The following is a 19,156-nucleotide window of genomic DNA, read 5'->3' as shown; positions in this document are numbered from 1 at the left end:
GAGTCTCCTTGTTCGATGGCGCTGCAGGGAGGCGCATCGTAGCCCTGCGGCGCGCAGCGCCTGGTAGCGCAGGCGACAGCGCGATCGCGCCTACAGCCGCACGATGATCCGGAGCCCGGGCTGCGCGTTGCGCACCGTCATGCTGCCGCCGTGCGCCTCGGCGATCAGCCGGCACAGGTACATGCCGAGCCCGACGCCGCCGGTCGCCCGCGCACGCGCGCCGTCGGTGCGGTAGAAGGGCTCGGTCAGCCGTTCGAGCTGCGCCTCCTCGACGCCCGGGCCGTGGTCGCGCACCTCGATCTCGACGCCCTGCAACGCGGGTCCGTCGAGCACCGCGCGCAGCGCCACGCTGGGCGCGCGCGGCGCATCGGTGCTGTAGCGCAGTGCGTTGTCGAGCAGGTTGCGCAACAGCAGCCGGATGCGCGTGCGGTCGACCGAGTGCGGCGGCAGGCCTTCGGCCAGGTCGAGGTGCAGCTTGTGCGCGCCCGGCATTTCGGCCACGGTGTCGCGCACCAGGCCCGCAAGGTCGACCGGCTCGCGCAGCAGCGCCACATGCGGGCTCGCGAGCCGCTCGCTCTCGAGCAGGTCGCTGATCAGGTCGCGCATTTCGTTGAGGTCGCGCAGCAGCGCCTCGCGCTCGGCCGCGCCCTCGGCCGTGGCCGGCAGCAGCTCGGCATTCAGCCGGGCACGCGTGAGCGGCGAGCGCAACTCGTGGCTCAATGCGAGCAGCAGCCCGCGCTTGGCGTCGAGCATGGCCTGGATGTCGTTGGCCATGGTGTTGATGCGCTCAGCCAGGTCGCCGAGGTCGTCGTTGCGGCGCACCGGAATCGGTGCGGTGAACTCGCCGCGGCCGAAGCGCTGTGCACCTTCGCGGATGTCGATCAGCGGGCGCAGCAGCCGGTTCACATAGGCATAGCCGAGCACCACGAGCAGCAGCAGCATGCCGAGCGTGGCCCAGCCTGCAGCGCGCGGCGCGTTCTGCCAGAGCCGGGGCGACCAGCCGAAGATCACGCGATGGCCGTCGGCGGTCGGGCGGATGAACCATTTCTCGCCCGACGGCTCGTCGTCGTCGCGGCCGTGCATCCAGCCGGCGCGGCCGTTGCCTCCATCGTTGTCATGCGGGTGGGAATCCCAGTTGACCGCGGGCCCGACGATGCGGATCGTGATCGGCAGCCGCGCCACCAGGGCCTGCGCGCGCGCCACCTCGGGCGGTGTGCCGATCTCGGCCACGAGCCGGTCGGCATAGTCGACCAGCATCGGCTTCGCCGCCTCGGCCCAGCCGGTCGAGAACGCTCTTTTCATGCCGCCCATGAAGACCGCCGCCATGACGAGCGCGAGCAGCATGAACATCATCACGATCCGGATGCGCAGCGACCGGCGCCAGCGGCGCTTGCCCTGCACCTTCTCGTGCCACTGCGCATGCCACTCCCGGTGCAGTTCCTCGCCGCGGCAGGCAATGCCGTGCCAGGCCTCGCGCAGCCCGCGCCGGCGCTCGGCCTTCATGCAGGCTCGCTGCTGCGCGCCACGGCCAGCGCATAGCCGGCATTGCGCAGTGTCTTGATGCAGTCCAGCGGCTCGAGCTTCTTGCGCAGACGGCTCACCACGATGTCGACCGCGCGCGTGTAGAGCTCGGCTTCGTGGCCGCGCAGCCGGTTCAGGATGTCGTCGCGGCTGAACACCTTGCCGGGTTCGGCCGTGAGCAGCGCCAGCAGCTCGAATTCGGTGCCGGTGAGCTCGACGCGCTCGCCCTGCCGCGTCACCTGCCGCCGGTCGAGATCGAGCGTCAGGCCGTCGAACACGCGCAGCTGCGTGCCGGCCGGCGCGGGCGCCGCCGCGCGCTGGCGCCGCAGGATGGTCTGCACCCGCGCCACCAGCTCGCGCGGCTCGAAGGGCTTGGGCACGTAGTCGTCGGCACCGAGCTCGAGGCCCACCACGCGGTCCATCACCTCGCCGCGCGCCGTGAGCATGACGATCGGAATGTCGCTCTCCTTGCGGATCTCGCGGCACAGTTCGAAGCCGTCCATCTCGGGCAGCATCACGTCGAGGATGGCTGCGTCGTAGCTTTCGGCGCGCAACCTCGCGAGCCCTTCGCTCGGCCGCACCGCACTCTCGAGCGTGCAGCCGAAGCGTGCGAAGTAGGTCGCAAGCGGCGCGGCGAGGTGCTCGTCGTCGTCGATCAGCAGGATGCGCGGCATGGCGGGATTGTGCCTTCTGGCGAACAGTTGACTGACGATCAGGCCTGCGGGCATGTCGGCACCCCCGCCGGTGTCGGTGGTGTCCGTGTGGCGTGCCATCGCGGCATCCTCACCACGGGTCGGGCCTTCCGAGGCGGCCCAGGTGTGTCGAGCCGAAGCCCGCGGCATAGCGCAGGCCGAAACCGAGCGCACGGTCGATCCCGATGTGGGCGCACCAGATGAGCCCGCCGGCCACGGCCCAGGGGGCGGCTGCCAGCACGCCGAAGGCAAGCAGCCCCACCGCGCCCAAATAGGAATGCGTGGTGTTGTAGAGCGCAGCGCCGATGCGCGGGCCCGCCCAATAGCCCAGCAGCGCGAGGTCGGGCGCCAGCAGCCACAGCGCGAACACACCCCAGCCGGAGCCGAACTGCGCATAGGCGGCCAATGCTGCGCCGAGCACCATGACGCCTTCGAGCCGCAGCAGCGTGCGCACGCCGCCGGCCACCGCCGCATCCTGCGCCCCCGCCGAAGCGGCGCTGCCAGCATGGGCCGAACGACTCGGACGAAGCGTTAGGCCGGGCGCCGACGCAAGTCGCGCGAAGACCGGCGCGGCGAGCCTAGCCATGGTGCTTCCAGCGGCGGCCGCCACGCGCCATGAAGTCACGCACCTTCTGCTGCTGCGCGGGATTCAGGTAGTCGAAGAAATCGGCCGAGGCGGCAATGACTTCAGGACTTCCGCTGCGCAGCGCCGCAGTCTTCTCTTCGACCAGCCGGGCGGCACCCGCCTGGTCGAGCTTGTCGCCGGCGAACAGGGCTCGAAACTGCGAACGCGGATCCTCGCCGCCGCGCATCGCCTCGCGCTGCGCCTGCAGCTTTTCGGCGAGCACCGTGAGCTTCTGCTTCTGTGCCGTATCGAGCTCCAGCTTGCCGCCGATGCGCTCGACCATCTTGGCGCGGAACTCCGCGCTGTCGCCGCTGCCCCAGCCATGGCGGTGGCTGGCACAGCCCGCGATGCTGCCTGCGACGACCGCGAGGCCGGCGAAACCGAAAAGGGTGCGCTTGATCCAGTGTTTCATGATGTTCCTTGATGGGCCCGGGGCCGGCTGCCCCGCGGGGCCGGGTTTCAGAGCCTGCTGCTGCCGGCGGCCGAGGCGCGTGCGTCGAACGGGTTCTGCAGGGTCGAGATGACCTTGCTGTTCACGCGCGAACCGGACGTCACGTTCTGGTCGGGCTGGGCTGCCGTGCGGATGGCCTCGGCCACGACGCTGGCACGGTCCTTCGAGACCGCCACGGTCTCGGGGCCGCGCGAGCCGCGCACGACGTTCTGGTTGGGCGCGGAAGCGGTGCGCACGGCCTCGGCATTGACGTCGGCGCGGCTCATGGCCGAAACGGCGGGATGCACGCCTTCATAGGTTTCGGCCTTGGCGCCGGCCGCAGCGAGCATGGCGAAGGATGCGACGGCAACGAGTTGCGGGAACTGCGAATACTGGGAGAGGGATTTCATGTCAGGTCTTTCTTTCGGTGGTGAAGAGGAGACCTGATGGTGCTTGCCGCGGCGCGGCAAGTCCTTTCGCCGCGGTTTCGGCGTGTTTCGTTTCTTTTCAGTGCGCGCGGCCGGCGCGCGCGCCGTCAGCCCGCCAGGGCCGCGGCCGGGTCGTCCGATTCGAGCACGCCCTGCGCCCAGGCTTCGAGCTTGGTGGTGTCGGCACGCAGCACTTCCTGCTTGACCGCGAGGATGCGCGAGGGATGCATCGAGAAGCTGCGCAACCCAAGGCCCAGCAGCAGGCGCGTGAAGGCCACATCGCCCGCCATTTCGCCACACACCGCCACGCCCTTGCCTTGGCGGCGGCATTCGGCAATGGTGTCGGCCACGAGCTTCAGCACGGCGGGATGCGCCGGGTCGTAGAGATGCGCCACGGCTTCGTCGGCACGGTCGATGGCCAGCGTGTACTGGATCAGGTCGTTCGTGCCGATCGAGAGGAAGTCGAAGTACTTCAGGAAGGTCTTGAGCATGAGCGCCGCCGCCGGAATCTCGATCATCGCGCCGAGCTTCACCTGGCCGTGCACGGCGCCGCGGTTGTCGAGCTCGGCGCGCGCGAAATCGATCAGCGACAGCGTCTGGCGGATCTCGCTGACGTGCGCGAGCATCGGGATCAGCAGGTGGATCTCGCCGTGCGCGGCCGCACGCAGGATGGCGCGCAGCTGGGTGAGGAACATCGCGGGATCGGCCAGGCTCCAGCGGATCGCGCGCAGGCCGAGCGCGGGGTTCAGGTGTTCCTGCTTGAAGCTGCCCTTGCCGTCGAGCGGCTTGTCGGCGCCCACGTCGATGGTGCGGATCGTCACCGGCATGCCCTGCATGCCCTCGACCGCGCGCTTGTAGGCCTGGTACTGCTCTTCCTCGTCGGGCAGACGGGTCTGGCGCTGCGACTCGCGGCCCATGAACAGGAACTCGCTGCGAAACAGCCCCACGCCCACGGCGCCGGCCTTCATGGCGCCGACGGTGTCCTCGGGCAGCTCGATGTTGGCGAGCAGGTCGACGCGCTGGCCGTCGAGCGTGACCGCGGGCTTGTGGCGCAGGCGCGCGAGCCGGCCGCGCTCGAGATCGCCCTGGCGCTGCTTGAAGCCGTATTCGGCCAGGATGATCGGCGAAGGGTCGACGATCATCACCCCCGCATCGCCGTCGATGATCACCCAGTCGTCCTGGCGCACTAGCTGACTGGCCGAGCGCGCGCCCACCACGGCCGGAATGTCCATGCTGCGCGCGATGATCGCCGTGTGCGAGGTGCGCCCGCCGACGTCGGTGACGAAGCCGGCGAACACGCTCTTCTTGAACTGGAGCATGTCGGCGGGCGAGAGATCGTGCGCGATCAGCACCAGCGGCACGTCGAAGCCGTCGCCGGCCGTCGGGTCGTCGTCTTCTTCGGAGGCCGGGCGCTTGCGGCGCGGCGGGCTCGGCGCGAGCACCGCGGCCGTGCCCTTCATGCGATGCAGCAGCCGCTCGACGACCTGTTCGAGGTCGGCCTTGCGCTCGCGCAGGTACTCGTCCTCCATCTCGTCGAACTGGCGCGCGATGATCTCGAGCTGCGTGGTCAGCGCCCATTCAGCGTTGTAGAGCCGGTCGGTGATCCAGTGCTTCACGCCACCGGTGAGCGCCTCGTCCTGCAGCAGCAGCTGGTGCACCTCGAGCAGCGCCGCGAGCTCGTGCGGCGCATCGTTGGGGCCCATCTGCGACACGCTGGTCTGCAGTTTGGCGAGCTCCTCGGCCACCTGGTTGCGCGCGCTGCGCACCCGGTCGATCTCGGTTTCTATCTGCTCGGGCTTGATGAAATAGTGCGCCACGTCGATGCGGCTGGACACCACCAGCACCGCACGCCCGATGGCGATGCCACGCGCAACAGGAAGGCCGTGGATCGAGATCGTCATGCCGGGACCTTATTCACCCTCGCCGAACTTGTCGTCGATCAGCTGGAGGAGGGCCTGCATGGCCTCTTCCTCCTGCGGACCGTTGGTCTCCAGCTCCACCGTGGCGCCGATCCCCGCGGCCAGCATCATCACGCCCATGATGCTCTTGGCGTTGATGCGGCGATCGCCGCGCGAGAGCCACACTTCGCAGGGAAAGCTGCCGGCGAGTTTGGTGAGCTTGGCAGATGCACGCGCGTGCAAGCCCAACTTATTGCTGATGGTCACGGATTTCTTGATCACTGTGCTTTCTCTTGGCCTGATTCTGGGGAGCCGCCACCGCCACCTGCATGACGCCCGCGGTGCCGCCCGCGATGGCGCGCTGCACCAGCGAGTCGAGCGGCTCATGGCGGTAGGTCACGGCGCGCAGCAGCATCGGCAGGTTGACCCCCGCGATCAGCCGCGAACGCACGCCGTCCACAAGCTTCTGCGCCACGTTGCAGGGCGTGGCGCCGAACACGTCCGCGAGCACCAGCACCTGCGAACGCGGCGCGTGGAGCTGCTGCGCGAGCGTGATGCGCGCGGCAGCCAGCGTTTCCTCGGGCGACACGTTGGGCAGCACGTCGAGCGCGACGATGTGCTGCTCGCAATCGGGGAACACATGCAGCGCGCACCGCCGCAGCGCCTGCGCGAACGGTGAGTGGGCAATGATGAGGATGCTGCTGTTCATGCGGGACGGTGGAGGACGCGCTGATTATGCGGGGCGCTCTGGCGGAAGTAGAGGGGGAACATCACGCAGCAGGCGTCCCGCGGTTCAGGGAAGGCGCAGACCCTCGAAAAAGGCTCCCGCCGCGTCTGACGCCGAAGGGCGGCCGAGCACGGTTGCCTGGTACAGCGCCACCCGCCCGTCTTTCTGCCGTTGCGCGAACCAGAGCACCTGGAGCGGCGCGGCGCCCGGCTGCGGCGGCGCAGCCTCGAGCCGCACGGGCGCCGGCGTGGTGGCCGCGTTCTTGAGCGTGGCCGGCGCTTCGCGCGCCTGGGCTTCGCCCAGCTGACTGCGCGTGGCGGCACGCCAGGCGATGAGCCAGGCTTCGGCCTGGGCCGGGTCGTTCGCGGACGCATGGGCCACGGCAAAGGTCGCGCCACCCGCTTCGCAACCCGCCATCGCGATGCGCACCGCTTCGGCGCCGAGGGGGAGGGCGCGCTCGGCCCGGTCGGGCTTGCAGGGCAGCAGCGCCACCAGGCCAGCCTCGGCGATCGGCACCTCGCGCCAGTTGAAGGTGGGGCTGCAGGCGGCCAGCACGGCGGCGGCGGCCAGCGCAGGCCAGGAACGGGAAACGGGCAATGGCATCGACCGCGATTATCCGGCCGGCCGCCCAGGTCGGGCGCAGCGGCCCCATGCCTGCACGATCGGCATGGCGGAACTAAAATCGCGCCGCCCTTCTCCATCGGACGCCATGAAAAAATACATCGCCGCCACCGCCGTCGCCCTTGCCGTGGTGGCTGGCGTGGGCGTGTACTTCGGCTCCGGCGCCACCGCCGCACCGGCATCGACCTTCGTGCTGCTCGACGGCAGCAAGAAAAGCACCGATGACCTGAAAGGCAAGGTCACGCTGGTCAACTTCTGGGCCACGAGCTGCGTGACCTGCGTGGCCGAGATGCCCAAGGTGATCGCGACTTACGACAAGTACAAGTCGCAGGGCTACGACACGCTGGCGGTGGCGATGAGCTACGACCCACCGAGCTACGTCGTCAACTTCGCCGAAACCCGCAAGCTGCCGTTCAAGGTGGCGATCGACAACACCGGCAGCGTGGCCCAGGCCTGGGGCGACGTGAAGCTCACGCCCACCACCTACCTGGTCAACAAGAAGGGGGAGATCGTCAAGCGCTATGTCGGCGAACCCGATTTCGCCGAACTCCACAAGCTGATCGAGAAGCTGCTCGCGGAGGCTTGAGGCAGCCGCGTTGGGGCGTGAAAAAGCCCGCCGGCTGGCGGGCTTTGTTTCGACGGATTCGTGCCCGGTGCGTTGGATCAGGGCGCAGCGGTCTTGGCGCTTTCCACCGCAGGCTTGTCGCCGACTGCCTTGGCGGATTCAGCGCCGGGCGCCTTCGCAGCACCGGTTTTCGGGGATTCGACCGGCTTCACGGGGGCGGCCTTCGGTGCCGCGTCCTTTGTGACTTCGGCCGGTTTCACAGCGACCGGCGTCGGTGCCACGGCAGGCGCGACCGTCACCTCCTTGGCCTTGTCGGCGGTCTTGGCGCTGGCTTCCTTCGCGGGCTCGGCCGGCTTCACTGCCGCAGCGGCCTTCGGGGCTGCTTCCTTTGCGACTTCGGATGGCTTCACAGCGACCGGCTTCGGCGCCGCGGCCGCTTCGCCCGTCATTTCCTTGGCCTTGTCGGCGCTCTTGGCGCTGGCCTCCTTCGCGGGCTCGGCCGGCTTCACGACGGCGGCCTTCGGGGCGGCTTCCTTTGCGACTTCGGCCGGCTTCACAACGACCGGCTTCGGCGCCGCGGCCGCTTCGCCCCTCATCTCCTTGGCCTTGTCGGCGCTCTTGGCGCTGGCTTCCTTCGCGGGCTCGGCCGGCTTTGCGGCCGCGGCCTTTGGTGCGGCTTCCTTCGCCACTTCGGCCGGCTTCACAGCAACCGGCTTTGGTGCCGCGGCGGCGGCGCCCATCGTCTCCGTGGCCTTGTCAGCGGGCTTGGCGCCGGCTTCCTTTTTGGCCTCGACCGGCTTCACAGCGGCGGCCTTGGGGGCCTCGGCGGCACCGGACGCTGCGTCCTTGGCCTTGTCCATGGACTTGGCACCAGCCTCTTTGGGCGCCTCGGCCGCCTTTGCGGCACCCGGCTTCGCAGCCGTTGCTACTGCGCCGGCTGGTTCCTTTACCTGGGCATCCTGGGCCGAAGCGGGCGTCACGAAGACGGCCATTGCCAAAGAAACGGCCACGGCCATGCGGGTGTAGGCAAACTCAGTCATTCAAATTCCTTCCTGTTGGTTGATCGCATCGGGAGCGGCATGCGCTCCCGATCGACAGCCAAGCATGGCGCCGATTGCGCGCCATCGTCGTCAGAAAAGGTGTATTTCGACTCTGATGTCTGCCATTGGCGGCGAATTGCGGGAATTTTCCGCGGCACACCTCACCGCCAGACCTTTGTTAGCGGTCACCGATTGCGGAAATCGTCGTGGCAGGCCTTGCAGCTCGCGGCCGCCGAGCCGAACTGCGCCTTCAACGCGTCGAGGTTGCCCGCCTTGGCGGCCACCGCCAGCTTGCCGGTTTCGGCGATCATCTTGTCCTGGAGCTCCTTGAACTTGGCGGCTTCCTTCCACACTTCGGGCTTGCTCTTGCCGCCCTCGGTGCCGGCGCCGAAGCCGGCCCACGGTAGCTTCGCCATCTCGGCCACGATCTCGGCGTTGGCGCTGGCGGCCGCGGCGTCATACGGGGCGCGGCCGTTGGCCATGGCACCGACGCGGCCAAAATGCTGTCCCATCACGAACAGCGCACTCTGGCGGTACTTGATGGCGTCTTCGGTCTTGGCAAACTGGGCCGCGGCCGGCAGCGACAGGGCGGCGCATGAAGCGGCCAGGGCATACAAAGCAAGTCGAATCATCGGGAGTCCTCGTTGTGGGTTCGACACCGTCGAGCGCGGCGCCGGGCCGAGTGTAGGGGCAGCACTGCCGCGCCGCATAGCAACAACCCGATGCATGCGGCGGCGCGGACTTTGCTAATCTGCGCCTTCCGCAGATTTCTGCGCAGCCTGCCTTTTCGATGACCGACTCCTCCGCGGCCGCCCCGTCCAGCGAGCCCGTTCCCACGCGCATCTGGGACCTGCCGACGCGCGTCTTCCACTGGGCGCTGGGCGTCGCAGTAATCGGCCTGATCGCCACCGGCCTCGGCGGGGTGATGGAGTGGCACTTCCGCCTCGGCTACGCGGTGCTCGCGCTGTTGCTGTTCCGCCTGCTCTGGGGCTTCGTCGGCGGGCGGTGGTCGCGCTTCGCGTCGTTCTTCTATGGCCCCGGGTCCGTCCTGGCCTACCTGCGCGGGCGGGCCCATCCCGACCATCTCATCGGGCACACGCCGCTGGGCGCGCTGTCAGTCTTTGCCGTGCTCGCGGTGCTCGCGTTGCAGGTCACCACGGGCCTCGTTGCCGACGACGAGATTGCCGCGGCGGGGCCGCTCACCCGCTTCGTCTCCGGCGAGGTCGTGAGCCTCGCCACGGGCTGGCACAAGGGTTTCGGAAAGACGATCGTGATGGTTCTGGTTGGCCTGCATGTGGTGGCCGTGCTTTTCTACGTGCTCGTGAAACGACACCGGCTGGTGCGGCCGATGCTCTCGGGCGACAAGCTGATCGCCGCCAATGCACCCACCGCCCGCGTGACGCCGAGTCGCGACGACACCGCCTCGCGTGGGCTCGCGCTAGCGCTGTTCGCCGTGTGCGCCGGCATCGCGTACTGGATTGCCACCCTGCGCCTATGAGCTTTTCGGTTTCACGCCCCCTGCCACTGTCGGACACGCCGGCCGTCGTGCTGCTGACGCCCGACGATCCCGTCGAGTTCGACGCCGCCCGCGCGCTCTTCCGCGACTATGCGGCTTCGCTGAAGATCGACCTGTGCTTCCAGAACTTCGAGGAGGAGCTGGCGACACTGCCCGGCGACTATGCCGAGCCGCGGGGCGCGCTGCTGCTCGCGCTGGTCGACGCGGCGCACATCAAGGAAGAAACCGGCCAGCGCGCGCCGACCCTGCGGCGCGCCAACGGTGCAGTGGCGCATGTGGCCGGCTGCTGCGCACTGCGGCCGCTCGACAACACCGACTACGCCAACGCCGCCGAGATGAAGCGCCTCTTCGTGCGGCCCGGCTTCCGCGGCCTGGGCGTGGGACGACAACTCGCCGAGGCGATCCTCGACGCGGCACGCGGGGCCGGCTATGGCTGCGTGCTGCTCGACACGCTCGACGACATGGAGTCGGCGCGCGCCCTCTACGAAGACCTGGGCTTCGTAGAGGTGCCGCCGTACTATCACAACCCCATTGCGGGGGCGCACTACCTGAAGGCGGATCTTTATTAGCCGCGCGCTTGCGCCAGCAACGTGTCGGCGTCGCTCACTTCGAACTTGCCGGGCGCCTCGACGTTGAGCGCGGCAACCTTGCCGTCCTTCACGAGCATCGAGTAGCGGTTGCTGCGCAGGCCCATGCCGCGGCCGGTCAGGTCGAGCGTGAGGCCGGTGGCCTTGGCGAACTCGGCACTGCCGTCGGCGAGCATGCGCACCTTGGTGCCGGTCTTCTGGTCGCGCGCCCAGGCGCCCATCACGAACGCGTCGTTCACGCTCACGCACCAGATCTCGTCCACGCCCGCGGCCTTGAAATCGTCGAAGTGCTGCACATAACCCGGCACGTGCTTGGCCGAGCAGGTGGGCGTGAAGGCACCGGGCAGCGCGAACAGCGCGATGGTCTTGCCGGCCGCGGCCCTGCTCACCTCTACCGGGTTGGGGCCGATGCTGCAGCCCTCGCCCTCCACTTCCGAATATTCCTGCAGGGTTGCCGAAGGAAGGGTGTCGCCGACTTTGATCATCTGAATGCTCCTGAAAAAGAAAAACGGCCCACATTGTGGGCCGTTTCGCGAGGGGCTGTTGCCAGCCGGGGATCAGACCAGAAGGGCCTTCTGGACCAGGCGGGTCACGACCCAGTTCTTGGTCTTCGAGATCGGGCGGCTTTCGGTGATCTCGATGGTGTCGCCCAGCTTGTACTCGCCATTTTCGTCATGGGCGTGGTACTTGCTCGTCTTCGCCACGATCTTGCCGTAGAGCTCGTGCTTCACACGGCGCTCGACCAGCACGGTCACGGTCTTGGCACGCTTGTCGCTGACCACCTTGCCGATCAAGGTGCGCTTGAGGGATTTTTTAGCTTCCGTCATGTTCACTCCTTACTTGGCGGCTTGGGTTTCTTGGCTCTTCTGAGCAAGAATGGTCTTGGCGCGAGCGATGTCGCGGCGCGTCACGCGCAGCGTCGCGGTGTTCGACAGCTGTTGCGTGGCTTTCTGCATGCGCAGACCGAAATGGGCCTTCTGCAGGTCCTTGATCTCGGCTTTCAGGCCTGCAACGTCCTTCTCGCGAAGGGTTGCAGCCTTGGTCACCTTGGCGGGCGCCGCGGTGTCTTTTTTCTTACGTGTTGCCATGGATGTTCTCCTCTCAGGCGCCGAGCTGGCGAGCGACGAACGTCGTGCGCAGCGGAAGCTTGGCGGCAGCCAGGCGGAACGCTTCGCGGGCGAGTTCTTCGGGCACGCCGACGATCTCGAACACGATCTTGCCAGGCTGGATCTCGGCGACGTAGTACTCCGGATTGCCCTTGCCGTTACCCATCCGGACTTCGGCGGGCTTGGTCGAGATCGGTTTGTCCGGGAACACGCGGATCCAGATACGGCCACCGCGCTTCACGTGACGCGAGATCGCGCGACGAGCGGCTTCGATCTGGCGCGCCGTGAGGCGGCCGCGATCGGTGCATTTGAGACCGAAGTCACCGAAGGCAACCGAGTTGCCCCGGGTTGCGATGCCGGTGTTGCGGCCCTTTTGTTCCTTGCGGAACTTTCTTCGTGCAGGTTGCAGCATGTTTTGTTACTCCGTGAGGGCCCCAGGTGCTTGCGCACCCGGGAGCGACCGATTACTCGGTCTTGGCACCGTCCGCTGCTGCAGCGGGCGCGGCTTTTCGGACGCGCTTAACGGCGGGTTTCGAGTCTGCACCGGCTGCGCCAGTTGCTTCTGCGGGCTTGTCGCTGCCATCGGCCGGCGCGGTGTTGCCACCGATCGGGCCACGGGCACCGGCACGCGGGCCGGGACCACGACGGTCCGAACCCGGACGGTCGCCACCCGGGCGGCCATCGCGGCGCGGACCGCGCGGACGACGTTCTTCTTCGGGACGCGGCGTTTCGACCGCCGGCAGGTCGTTACGACCCAGCGTGTCGCCCTTGTAGACCCAGACCTTGACGCCAATGACGCCGTAGGTGGTCTTGGCTTCCGAGGTGCCGTAGTCGATGTCGGCGCGCAGCGTATGGAGCGGCACGCGACCTTCGCGGTACCACTCGGTGCGGGCGATCTCGATGCCGTTCAGGCGGCCAGCCGACATGATCTTGATGCCTTGGGCACCCAGACGCATGGCGTTCTGCATGGCGCGCTTCATGGCGCGGCGGAACATGATCCGCTTCTCGAGCTGCTGCGTGATGCTGTCGGCGATCAGCTGCGCATCGATTTCGGGCTTGCGCACTTCTTCGATGTTGACGGCCACCGGCACGCCGAGCTGCTTGCCCAGTTCGCGCTTGAGGTTCTCGATGTCTTCGCCCTTCTTGCCGATCACGACGCCCGGACGAGCCGAGTAGATCGTGATGCGTGCGTTCTTGGCGGGACGCTCGATCATGACGCGCGACACCGAAGCGTTCTTCAGCTTCTTCTTGAGGTATTCGCGCACCTTGATGTCTTCGGCCAGCATGCCCGCGAAATCGCGGTCGCTTGCGTACCAGCGGCTGGACCAGTTACGGGTCACCGCAAGGCGGAAGCCGGTCGGATGGATTTTCTGTCCCATATTTCTTCCAGGCGTTCTTAGTTGCCAACCGTCACGTACACATGGCACGTGGGCTTGCTGATGCGGTTACCGCGACCCTTGGCGCGCGCCGTGAAGCGCTTGAGCGTGGCGCCCTGCTCGACGTAGATGGTCTTGACCTTCAGTTCGTCGATGTCGGCACCGTCGTTGTGCTCGGCGTTGGCGATGGCCGACTCGAGCACCTTCTTGATGATCACAGCGGCCTTCTTCTGCGTGAATTGCAGAACGTTGAGCGCTTGATCGACCTTCTTGCCGCGGATCAGGTCAGCGACCAGACGGCCCTTGTCGACCGAGAGGCGGACACCGCGGAGGACTGCACGTGTTTCAGACATGGTCGTTCCTTACTTCTTCTGGACTTTCTTGTCCGCGGGGTGCCCCTTGAACGTGCGCGTGAGCGCAAATTCGCCGAGCTTGTGGCCGACCATCTGGTCGGTGATGTACACGGGCACGTGCTGCTTGCCGTTGTGTACGGCAATGGTCAGGCCGATGAATTCGGGCAAAACCATCGAGCGACGCGACCAGGTCTTGATCGGCTTCTTGTCCTTGGTCGTCACGGCCTTGTCGGCCTTGGCCACGAGGTGGTGGTCGACGAACGGACCCTTTTTGAGAGAGCGAGTCATTGGCTATCCCTTACTTCTTGCGACGCGACACGATGAAGACCTGCGTGCGCTTGTTGTTACGGGTGCGATAGCCCTTGGTCAGGTTGCCCCATGGGTCGACAGGATGGCGGCCTTCGCCAGTCTTGCCCTCGCCGCCACCATGCGGATGGTCGACCGGGTTCATCACCACGCCGCGAACGGTCGGGCGAATACCCATGTGACGCTTCACACCGGCCTTGCCGAGTTGGCGCAGGCTGTGCTCTTCGTTGGCCACTTCGCCGATGGTCGCGCGGCATTCGATGTGGATGCGACGCACCTCACCCGAACGCATGCGGACCTGGGCGTAGACGCCTTCCCGAGCCAGCAGCGTGGCCGACGTGCCGGCCGAACGTGCGATCTGCGCGCCCTTACCGGGTTGCAGCTCGATGCAGTGGATCGTCGAACCCACCGGAATGTTGCGGATCGGCAGCGTGTTGCCGGCGCGGATCGGGGCTTCCGAACCGCTCAGCAGCGTTGCACCGGCTTCCAGACCGCGCGGGGCGATGATGTAGCGGCGCTCGCCGTCGGCGTAGCAGACCAGGGCAATGTGGGCGGTGCGGTTCGGGTCGTATTCGATGCGTTCGACCTTGGCCGGGATGCCGTCCTTGTTGCGCACGAAGTCGACAACGCGATAGTGATGCTTGTGACCACCGCCGCGATGGCGAATCGTGATGTGACCGTTGTTGTTGCGACCGGCAGCCTGGAACTGCGGCTCGAGCAACGGCGCGTGAGGGGCACCCTTGTACAGGTGGTCCCGCGAGATCTTCACCGCGCCGCGTTGGCCCGGCGAAGTGGGTTTCATCTTGATGACGGCCATGATTAAGCGCCTTCCCCGACGAGGTTGAGCTCTTGACCTGGCTTCAGGATCACATAGGCCTTGCGAACGTTGTCGCGGCGGCCGATGGACTTGCCAAAGCGCTTGGTCTTGCCCTTGGTGTTGAGCACCGACACGCCCTGGACTTCGACCTTGAACATCAGTTCAACTGCGGCCTTGATCTCGGGCTTGGTGGCGTCTTGCAGCACCTTGAAAGTGACAGCGTTCGACTTCTCGCCGACCATCGTGGCCTTTTCGGACACGATCGGGGCGACCAGCACCGCCATCAGGCGGCCTTCTTCGAACGTACGTTCAGCAGCGGTAGGGTTCACGCGGCTCATGCGAACATCTCCTTGAGCTTGTCGACGGCACCCTTGGTGACCAGCACCTTCTTGTAGTGAACCAGCGACACCGGATCGGCGTAACGGGGTTCGACCACGAGGATGTTGACCAGATTGCGCGAGGCAAGGTACAGGTTTTCGTCGACTTCTTCGGCGATCACGAGCACGGACTCGAGATTCATTGCCTTGAAACGGGCGGCCAGCGGCTTGGTCTTGGGCGAATCCACAGTCAGCGAATCCACCACGGCCAGACGGCCTTCGCGAGCCAGCTGCGAGAAGATGGAGGCCATGCCGGCGCGGTACATCTTCTTGTTGATCTTCTGCGAGAAATTCTCGTCAGGCATGTTCGGGAAGATCCGGCCACCCCCGCGCCACAGCGGCGAGGACGTCATACCGGCACGGGCGCGGCCCGTTCCCTTTTGCTTGAAAGGCTTCTTCGTCGAGTGCTTGACCTGCTCGCGGTCCTTCTGAGCACGCGTGCCCTGGCGGGCGTTGGCCTGGAATGCAACGACGATCTGGTGGACCAGGTCTTCGTTGTAATCACGGCCGAACACGGTCTCGGGGGCGTCGAACTTCGACGCGGCCTGGCCCTGTTCGTTCAGGAGTTCGAGTTGCATTACTTCGCTCCTTCGGCCGCTTGCGGCTTGGCCTTGATGGCGGGACGCACGGTGACGAAGCCGCCCTTTGCGCCCGGGATCGCGCCCTTGATGAGCAACAGTTGACGTGCTTCGTCGATGCGGAACAGGTCGAGGTTCTGCGTCGTGCGGGTGACGTCGCCGAGGTGGCCCGTCATGCGCTTGCCGGGGAACACGCGACCGGGGTCCTGCGCCATGCCGATCGAGCCGGGCACGTTGTGCGAACGGCTGTTGCCGTGCGACGCGCGTTGCGAGCTCATGTTGTGGCGCTTGATGGTGCCGGCGAAGCCCTTGCCGATCGAGGTGCCCTGCACGTCGACCTTCTGGCCAACGGCGAACACGCTGCTCGCGGCGATCACGGCGCCAGGCTTGTGCTGGTCGGCGGTATCGGCGGGAACGCGGAATTCGCGGATGATTTCACCAGCTTCGACACCCGCCTTGGCGAGGTGGCCGGCTTGCGGCTTGGTCACGCGCGAAGCCTTGCGCGAACCGAACGTCACTTGCAGCGCGACGTAGCCGTCGGCCTCTTGCGACTTGATCTGGGTCACACGGTTGTTGGACACATCCACCACCGTGACAGGAACTGCGTCCCCGTCATCGGTGAAGAGACGCATCATCCCCACCTTGCGGCCCAGCAACCCGAGGGAGTTGCTCAGACTCATTTGTTTTCTCCAAAAAATGGATCCTCTTTCGCCGCTGTCACTTCAATTGGCAACAGCGTTTAGCCGGTCGACCGATGGTTTCGCGGCTTGCGAAAGAAGGTTGATAAATCTCCACCCTCCACTGTGCAGGCGTTTTCGCGCAGGCGCAATTTGGGCAGAGCCGGCGATTATAGCCCGGTCCGCCAGGTTGGCGCAAGCGACCGTTCGCTGCCTATTTGACAGGCAGTGTGATGATGCGCTCGCCGTCGGGCGTGGTTTTCATCTCTCCCGTGGACTTCAGCGCGGGCGCCGACCCGCCGGTCTGGATCGGGATGGAAATCACGCTCGAGACGCCACCCTGGCTGATGAACACGTTGAGGTAGACCAGTCCTTGGCGTTCGCTCGCGACGCGCACGGTGGCCGTGCTTCGGCCTTGCGGCAGCGTCAGCGTCGCGCTCCCTTGCAGGCTGAGGCCCGAGTCGGGGGTCAACTGGACCGTGGCGCCGTCCGGTGCGGTCACACCGTCGAACTGCAGGACCACGGGCGTGGGCTGGCCGGGCTGCGGCGTGGCACCGACCTGGTACTGGACAACGACGCCGGAGCCGCCGGGCTTCTGGCCGGCGGTGCCCGGCGGCACCGCGCCCTGCTGCCCGCCTTTCGGCGACGAGGGCCCGCCGCTGGCCAGGACCGTTGCCGGCACGGCCGCCGCCAGTACCAGGCACACAATGGCCAAGGACGGATTGGAACGGAAGTTCATGGCGGCCTTTCGTCTTGCTGCTATTGGATGGAGACGTTGAAGCATCTCTGCGTTCCGGGATTGCCGAGGTCGGACACGGCCAGGACGTAGTCGCCGCCGGACAGGGAGACCGTGCTGTCATTCCGGGCGACCGACCCGCCGCGGAAGATCTCGAAGGAGGCTGCAGAGCCCGGCGGGCCGCTGACGGTGACCACGTAGCTGCGACTATCGGGCGCCGTGAAGCGGACGTAGGAGTAATTACCGAGCTTGTTGCCCAGGCCGGCCTGGCTGGAGACGCAGGCCCGAACCGGCGGCGCGCCCACGATGGTGCGCCTGTACAGCGGGATCGTGTCGGGAATCCCGCCGCTATTGCTTTCCGCCTCGCCATAGGGATCGTTCGTCGCGGCGATGTTCTGCCCGGCGAGCAGGGCGGCCAACGCCCCTGCGCTGCCCGGCGCCGTCGCATTGAAGGCGGCCGCGAAGCTGTGGATCGAAGTCACGGCGGCGCCGCTCCTGAACTGGAAGCCGGTCAGCGTGTCATGGATCGGCTTGAAGCCGACTTGCTGGTCGAGGTTCCAGAGGATCGACTGGATCGACGGTTCGCGGTACCAGCCCGGTATGCTGGTCGCACCGGCCGACAAGTCCATATTGAGCGATCCAATAGAGTCCGACTGCCCGGCACCCAGCGAATCGACGTAGTTCCGACGCGCCAGCGCAATGCCCGACCACGCATTGCCGAAGCCTTCGGAGAAAGCCAACCGGCGATCGAGCAATTCCTGCTGCGCATGGGAGCCGCCCATCGAATCGTCACGGCTGAAGGCCGACTGGTAGTAGTGCCCCCATTCGTGGGCGATCACCGAGCTGTCGTACTCGTCGGTGTCGGCGTCTTCCTTGCCGAGCACGTAGATTTCGCGTCCGCTGTCGCGGTTCCAGAAAAATGTCGTGCCGATTTGTCCCGCGGGCAGGTTGATCACGGGTCCCGTCTTCGCATTGTTGGGGCTCCAGAAGACCTTCAGCGGCGGGAATGCCGACGCGGGCGCGACCGACAAGACCTTTTGCATCGCGGTGTAGACGGTATCGAGGATCGCAAACGGTGCGGCCGCTCGCTCGCCGGTGTAGCCCGAACCGCCCCAGCCCGAGGGCGCATGCAGGTCGCGCACCTGGGCGGCCGCGCCGGAAGAGAAAGCACCGGTCTGCAGCGCGTAGAGGGCGCTCGAACGGGTGTTGTCCCGCACCGTGACGTCCCAACTGGCCCCAGGACCGCTGCGGATCAGCTGCGCGCGCACGCGCACCGAGATCATTGCGTTGGCTGGCACCGGGACCGCATAGGCACCGCTGTCGGTGGTGGTGGTGGTGGAGAGCACCGCCGAAGTGCCCGCATCGAGCACTTCCACCATGGCGCCGCGTACCGGCTTGGGAGCCGAAGCGGCGTACACCAGCGGACCGCTCTGGTTCGGTACGAATTCGTAGGTGGCGGTGCCGCTCAGGACCACCGAGCCCGGCGCCGGCGCCACCGGCAGTGGAAAGCCGATCAGTCCGCCCCCGCCGCCTCCCCCTCCCCCACCCCCACCCCCACCGCAGCCAGCGAGAAAAAGGACGGCGATGCAGGCCGCCACACATGCCAGAAAGCGCTTGTCGTTCATTGCTGGTCCGTCCTTGTTCCAGTCGCGGTCGATGCCCCCTTGAACAGCAGGCCGTTGGGCGAGGATGCCACATCCAGGAAAGCAAACAAAAAGCCCGCCTGCATTTCTGCAGGCGGGCTCGCGCTGGTTGACGCGGAGAAAGCCGGATTACTGCAGCTTGATCTCGACGTCGACGCCAGCCGGCAGGTCGAGCTTCATCAGCGCGTCCACGGTCTTGTCGGTCGGGTCGACGATGTCCATCAGGCGCTGGTGCGTGCGGATCTCGAGCTGGTCGCGCGACGTCTTGTTGACGTGCGGCGAACGCAGGATGTCGAAACGCTTCATGCGGGTCGGCAGGGGCACGGGGCCCTTGACGATCGCGCCAGTGCGCTTGGCGGTGTCGACGATTTCGGCTGCCGACTGGTCGATCAGCTTGTAGTCGAATGCCTTGAGGCGGATGCGGATTTTTTGCTTGGTGGCCATGGTGCTTCCTTTGCGTCCGGCTTAGATGTCGAGGATCTTTGCCACGACGCCCGAACCCACGGTGCGGCCGCCTTCACGGATGGCGAAGCGCAG

General features: G+C 66.7%; 29 protein-coding genes. 3 read left to right on the top strand and 26 right to left on the bottom strand.

Annotation, left to right across the window (positions count from 1 at the left end; genetic code table 11):
* Positions 1–90: 90 nt before the first annotated feature.
* From AC3A6R_RS25600 to AC3A6R_RS25560, 9 genes are all read right to left on the bottom strand, one after another.
* The gene (locus AC3A6R_RS25600) at positions 91–1,503 is read right to left on the bottom strand and encodes a HAMP domain-containing sensor histidine kinase (RefSeq protein WP_487865962.1); all 1,413 of its coding nucleotides are present in this window, start codon (positions 1,501–1,503) and stop codon (positions 91–93) included.
* Positions 1,500–2,195, bottom strand: a complete 696-nt coding sequence (locus tag AC3A6R_RS25595; RefSeq protein WP_487862549.1) for a response regulator transcription factor — start codon at positions 2,193–2,195, stop codon at positions 1,500–1,502. Before AC3A6R_RS25595 ends, AC3A6R_RS25600 begins: the two co-directional genes overlap by 4 nt.
* A 109-nt stretch (positions 2,196–2,304) precedes the next feature.
* Complete coding sequence (locus AC3A6R_RS25590; RefSeq protein WP_487865961.1) at positions 2,305–2,799, bottom strand: DUF4260 domain-containing protein; 495 nt, start codon at positions 2,797–2,799, stop codon at positions 2,305–2,307.
* On the bottom strand, positions 2,792–3,250 hold the full coding sequence (locus AC3A6R_RS25585) for a Spy/CpxP family protein refolding chaperone (protein WP_487865960.1): 459 nt from the start codon (positions 3,248–3,250) through the stop codon (positions 2,792–2,794). Before AC3A6R_RS25585 ends, AC3A6R_RS25590 begins: the two co-directional genes overlap by 8 nt.
* Before the next feature lie 47 nt (positions 3,251–3,297).
* Positions 3,298–3,678 (bottom strand): DUF4148 domain-containing protein, encoded by a 381-nt coding sequence (locus tag AC3A6R_RS25580; RefSeq protein ID WP_487862467.1) that lies wholly within the window; start codon positions 3,676–3,678, stop codon positions 3,298–3,300.
* Positions 3,679–3,803: 125 nt separating this feature from the next.
* Positions 3,804–5,597, bottom strand: coding sequence for a phosphoenolpyruvate--protein phosphotransferase (gene ptsP, locus AC3A6R_RS25575; protein WP_487865959.1), 1,794 nt, complete (start codon positions 5,595–5,597; stop codon positions 3,804–3,806).
* 9 nt (positions 5,598–5,606) lie between these two features.
* A complete protein-coding gene (locus AC3A6R_RS25570; protein ID WP_487862465.1) occupies positions 5,607–5,876 on the bottom strand; it encodes an HPr family phosphocarrier protein in 270 nt (89 codons plus the stop codon).
* The gene (locus tag AC3A6R_RS25565) at positions 5,845–6,303 is read right to left on the bottom strand and encodes a PTS sugar transporter subunit IIA (protein ID WP_487862464.1); all 459 of its coding nucleotides are present in this window, start codon (positions 6,301–6,303) and stop codon (positions 5,845–5,847) included. The genes AC3A6R_RS25570 and AC3A6R_RS25565 overlap by 32 nt, the downstream gene beginning before the upstream one ends.
* Positions 6,304–6,387: 84 nt before the next feature.
* Complete coding sequence (locus AC3A6R_RS25560) at positions 6,388–6,924, bottom strand: hypothetical protein (protein WP_487865958.1); 537 nt, start codon at positions 6,922–6,924, stop codon at positions 6,388–6,390.
* 106 nt (positions 6,925–7,030) lie between these two features.
* On the opposite strand from AC3A6R_RS25560, the gene AC3A6R_RS25555 reads away from it, so the two are divergent.
* Positions 7,031–7,528 carry a TlpA disulfide reductase family protein gene (locus AC3A6R_RS25555; RefSeq protein ID WP_487862462.1) on the top strand — a complete coding sequence of 166 codons (498 nt, stop codon included), beginning with the start codon at positions 7,031–7,033 and terminating at the stop codon, positions 7,526–7,528.
* A gap of 77 nt (positions 7,529–7,605) precedes the next feature.
* Here the strand turns inward: AC3A6R_RS25555 and AC3A6R_RS25550 are convergent, their stop codons facing one another.
* Positions 7,606–8,547: a hypothetical protein gene (locus AC3A6R_RS25550; RefSeq protein ID WP_487865957.1), complete on the bottom strand. Its 942-nt coding sequence runs from the start codon at positions 8,545–8,547 to the stop codon at positions 7,606–7,608.
* Between the two features lie 185 nt (positions 8,548–8,732).
* Entirely contained in the window at positions 8,733–9,179 is a 447-nt protein-coding gene (locus tag AC3A6R_RS25545) for a c-type cytochrome (protein WP_487865956.1), read from the bottom strand.
* 158 nt (positions 9,180–9,337) lie between these two features.
* On the opposite strand from AC3A6R_RS25545, the gene AC3A6R_RS25540 reads away from it, so the two are divergent.
* Together AC3A6R_RS25540 and AC3A6R_RS25535 are read left to right on the top strand one after the other, a co-directional pair.
* Positions 9,338–10,045, top strand: a complete 708-nt coding sequence (locus AC3A6R_RS25540; protein WP_487865955.1) for a cytochrome b/b6 domain-containing protein — start codon at positions 9,338–9,340, stop codon at positions 10,043–10,045.
* Entirely contained in the window at positions 10,042–10,632 is a 591-nt protein-coding gene (locus AC3A6R_RS25535; protein ID WP_487862458.1) for a GNAT family N-acetyltransferase, read from the top strand. The genes AC3A6R_RS25540 and AC3A6R_RS25535 overlap by 4 nt, the downstream gene beginning before the upstream one ends.
* Here the strand turns inward: AC3A6R_RS25535 and AC3A6R_RS25530 are convergent.
* From AC3A6R_RS25530 to AC3A6R_RS25460, 15 genes are all read right to left on the bottom strand, one after another.
* Positions 10,629–11,135: a redoxin family protein gene (locus AC3A6R_RS25530; protein ID WP_487862457.1), complete on the bottom strand. Its 507-nt coding sequence runs from the start codon at positions 11,133–11,135 to the stop codon at positions 10,629–10,631. The genes AC3A6R_RS25535 and AC3A6R_RS25530 overlap by 4 nt on opposite strands.
* A 72-nt stretch (positions 11,136–11,207) precedes the next feature.
* Positions 11,208–11,477, bottom strand: coding sequence for a 30S ribosomal protein S17 (gene rpsQ / locus AC3A6R_RS25525; RefSeq protein ID WP_487862456.1), 270 nt, complete (start codon positions 11,475–11,477; stop codon positions 11,208–11,210).
* A gap of 9 nt (positions 11,478–11,486) precedes the next feature.
* Positions 11,487–11,696 (bottom strand): 50S ribosomal protein L29, encoded by a 210-nt coding sequence (gene rpmC / locus AC3A6R_RS25520; protein WP_487862548.1) that lies wholly within the window; start codon positions 11,694–11,696, stop codon positions 11,487–11,489.
* Positions 11,697–11,751: 55 nt separating this feature from the next.
* Positions 11,752–12,168: a 50S ribosomal protein L16 gene (gene rplP, locus AC3A6R_RS25515; RefSeq protein WP_021012789.1), complete on the bottom strand. Its 417-nt coding sequence runs from the start codon at positions 12,166–12,168 to the stop codon at positions 11,752–11,754.
* Between the two features lie 52 nt (positions 12,169–12,220).
* Positions 12,221–13,135 carry a 30S ribosomal protein S3 gene (gene rpsC, locus AC3A6R_RS25510; protein WP_280814123.1) on the bottom strand — a complete coding sequence of 305 codons (915 nt, stop codon included), beginning with the start codon at positions 13,133–13,135 and terminating at the stop codon, positions 12,221–12,223.
* A gap of 17 nt (positions 13,136–13,152) precedes the next feature.
* Positions 13,153–13,485, bottom strand: a complete 333-nt coding sequence (gene rplV / locus AC3A6R_RS25505; protein ID WP_007838134.1) for a 50S ribosomal protein L22 — start codon at positions 13,483–13,485, stop codon at positions 13,153–13,155.
* A 9-nt stretch (positions 13,486–13,494) separates the two neighbouring features.
* Positions 13,495–13,773, bottom strand: a complete 279-nt coding sequence (gene rpsS, locus AC3A6R_RS25500; protein ID WP_007838132.1) for a 30S ribosomal protein S19 — start codon at positions 13,771–13,773, stop codon at positions 13,495–13,497.
* Positions 13,774–13,783: 10 nt separating this feature from the next.
* Entirely contained in the window at positions 13,784–14,608 is an 825-nt protein-coding gene (gene rplB, locus AC3A6R_RS25495) for a 50S ribosomal protein L2 (protein ID WP_055807934.1), read from the bottom strand.
* A 2-nt stretch (positions 14,609–14,610) separates the two neighbouring features.
* Positions 14,611–14,946, bottom strand: a complete 336-nt coding sequence (gene rplW, locus AC3A6R_RS25490) for a 50S ribosomal protein L23 (protein WP_487862455.1) — start codon at positions 14,944–14,946, stop codon at positions 14,611–14,613.
* Positions 14,943–15,563, bottom strand: coding sequence for a 50S ribosomal protein L4 (gene rplD, locus AC3A6R_RS25485; RefSeq protein WP_487862454.1), 621 nt, complete (start codon positions 15,561–15,563; stop codon positions 14,943–14,945). Before rplD ends, rplW begins: the two co-directional genes overlap by 4 nt.
* On the bottom strand, positions 15,563–16,243 hold the full coding sequence (gene rplC, locus AC3A6R_RS25480; protein WP_487862453.1) for a 50S ribosomal protein L3: 681 nt from the start codon (positions 16,241–16,243) through the stop codon (positions 15,563–15,565). The genes rplD and rplC overlap by 1 nt, the downstream gene beginning before the upstream one ends.
* A 211-nt stretch (positions 16,244–16,454) precedes the next feature.
* Positions 16,455–16,922, bottom strand: coding sequence for a hypothetical protein (locus AC3A6R_RS25475; protein ID WP_487865954.1), 468 nt, complete (start codon positions 16,920–16,922; stop codon positions 16,455–16,457).
* Between the two features lie 77 nt (positions 16,923–16,999).
* The gene (locus AC3A6R_RS25470) at positions 17,000–18,601 is read right to left on the bottom strand and encodes a hypothetical protein (RefSeq protein ID WP_487865953.1); all 1,602 of its coding nucleotides are present in this window, start codon (positions 18,599–18,601) and stop codon (positions 17,000–17,002) included.
* Positions 18,602–18,748: 147 nt separating this feature from the next.
* Positions 18,749–19,063, bottom strand: a complete 315-nt coding sequence (gene rpsJ / locus AC3A6R_RS25465; RefSeq protein ID WP_007838118.1) for a 30S ribosomal protein S10 — start codon at positions 19,061–19,063, stop codon at positions 18,749–18,751.
* A 21-nt stretch (positions 19,064–19,084) separates the two neighbouring features.
* A partial coding sequence (locus AC3A6R_RS25460; protein WP_487861899.1) for an EF-Tu C-terminal domain-related protein occupies positions 19,085–19,156 on the bottom strand: 72 nt, incomplete at its 5' end.

Source organism: Variovorax sp. Soil_C_19 (assembly GCF_057657255.1).
This window is presented reverse-complemented; position numbering and strand designations above follow the sequence as displayed.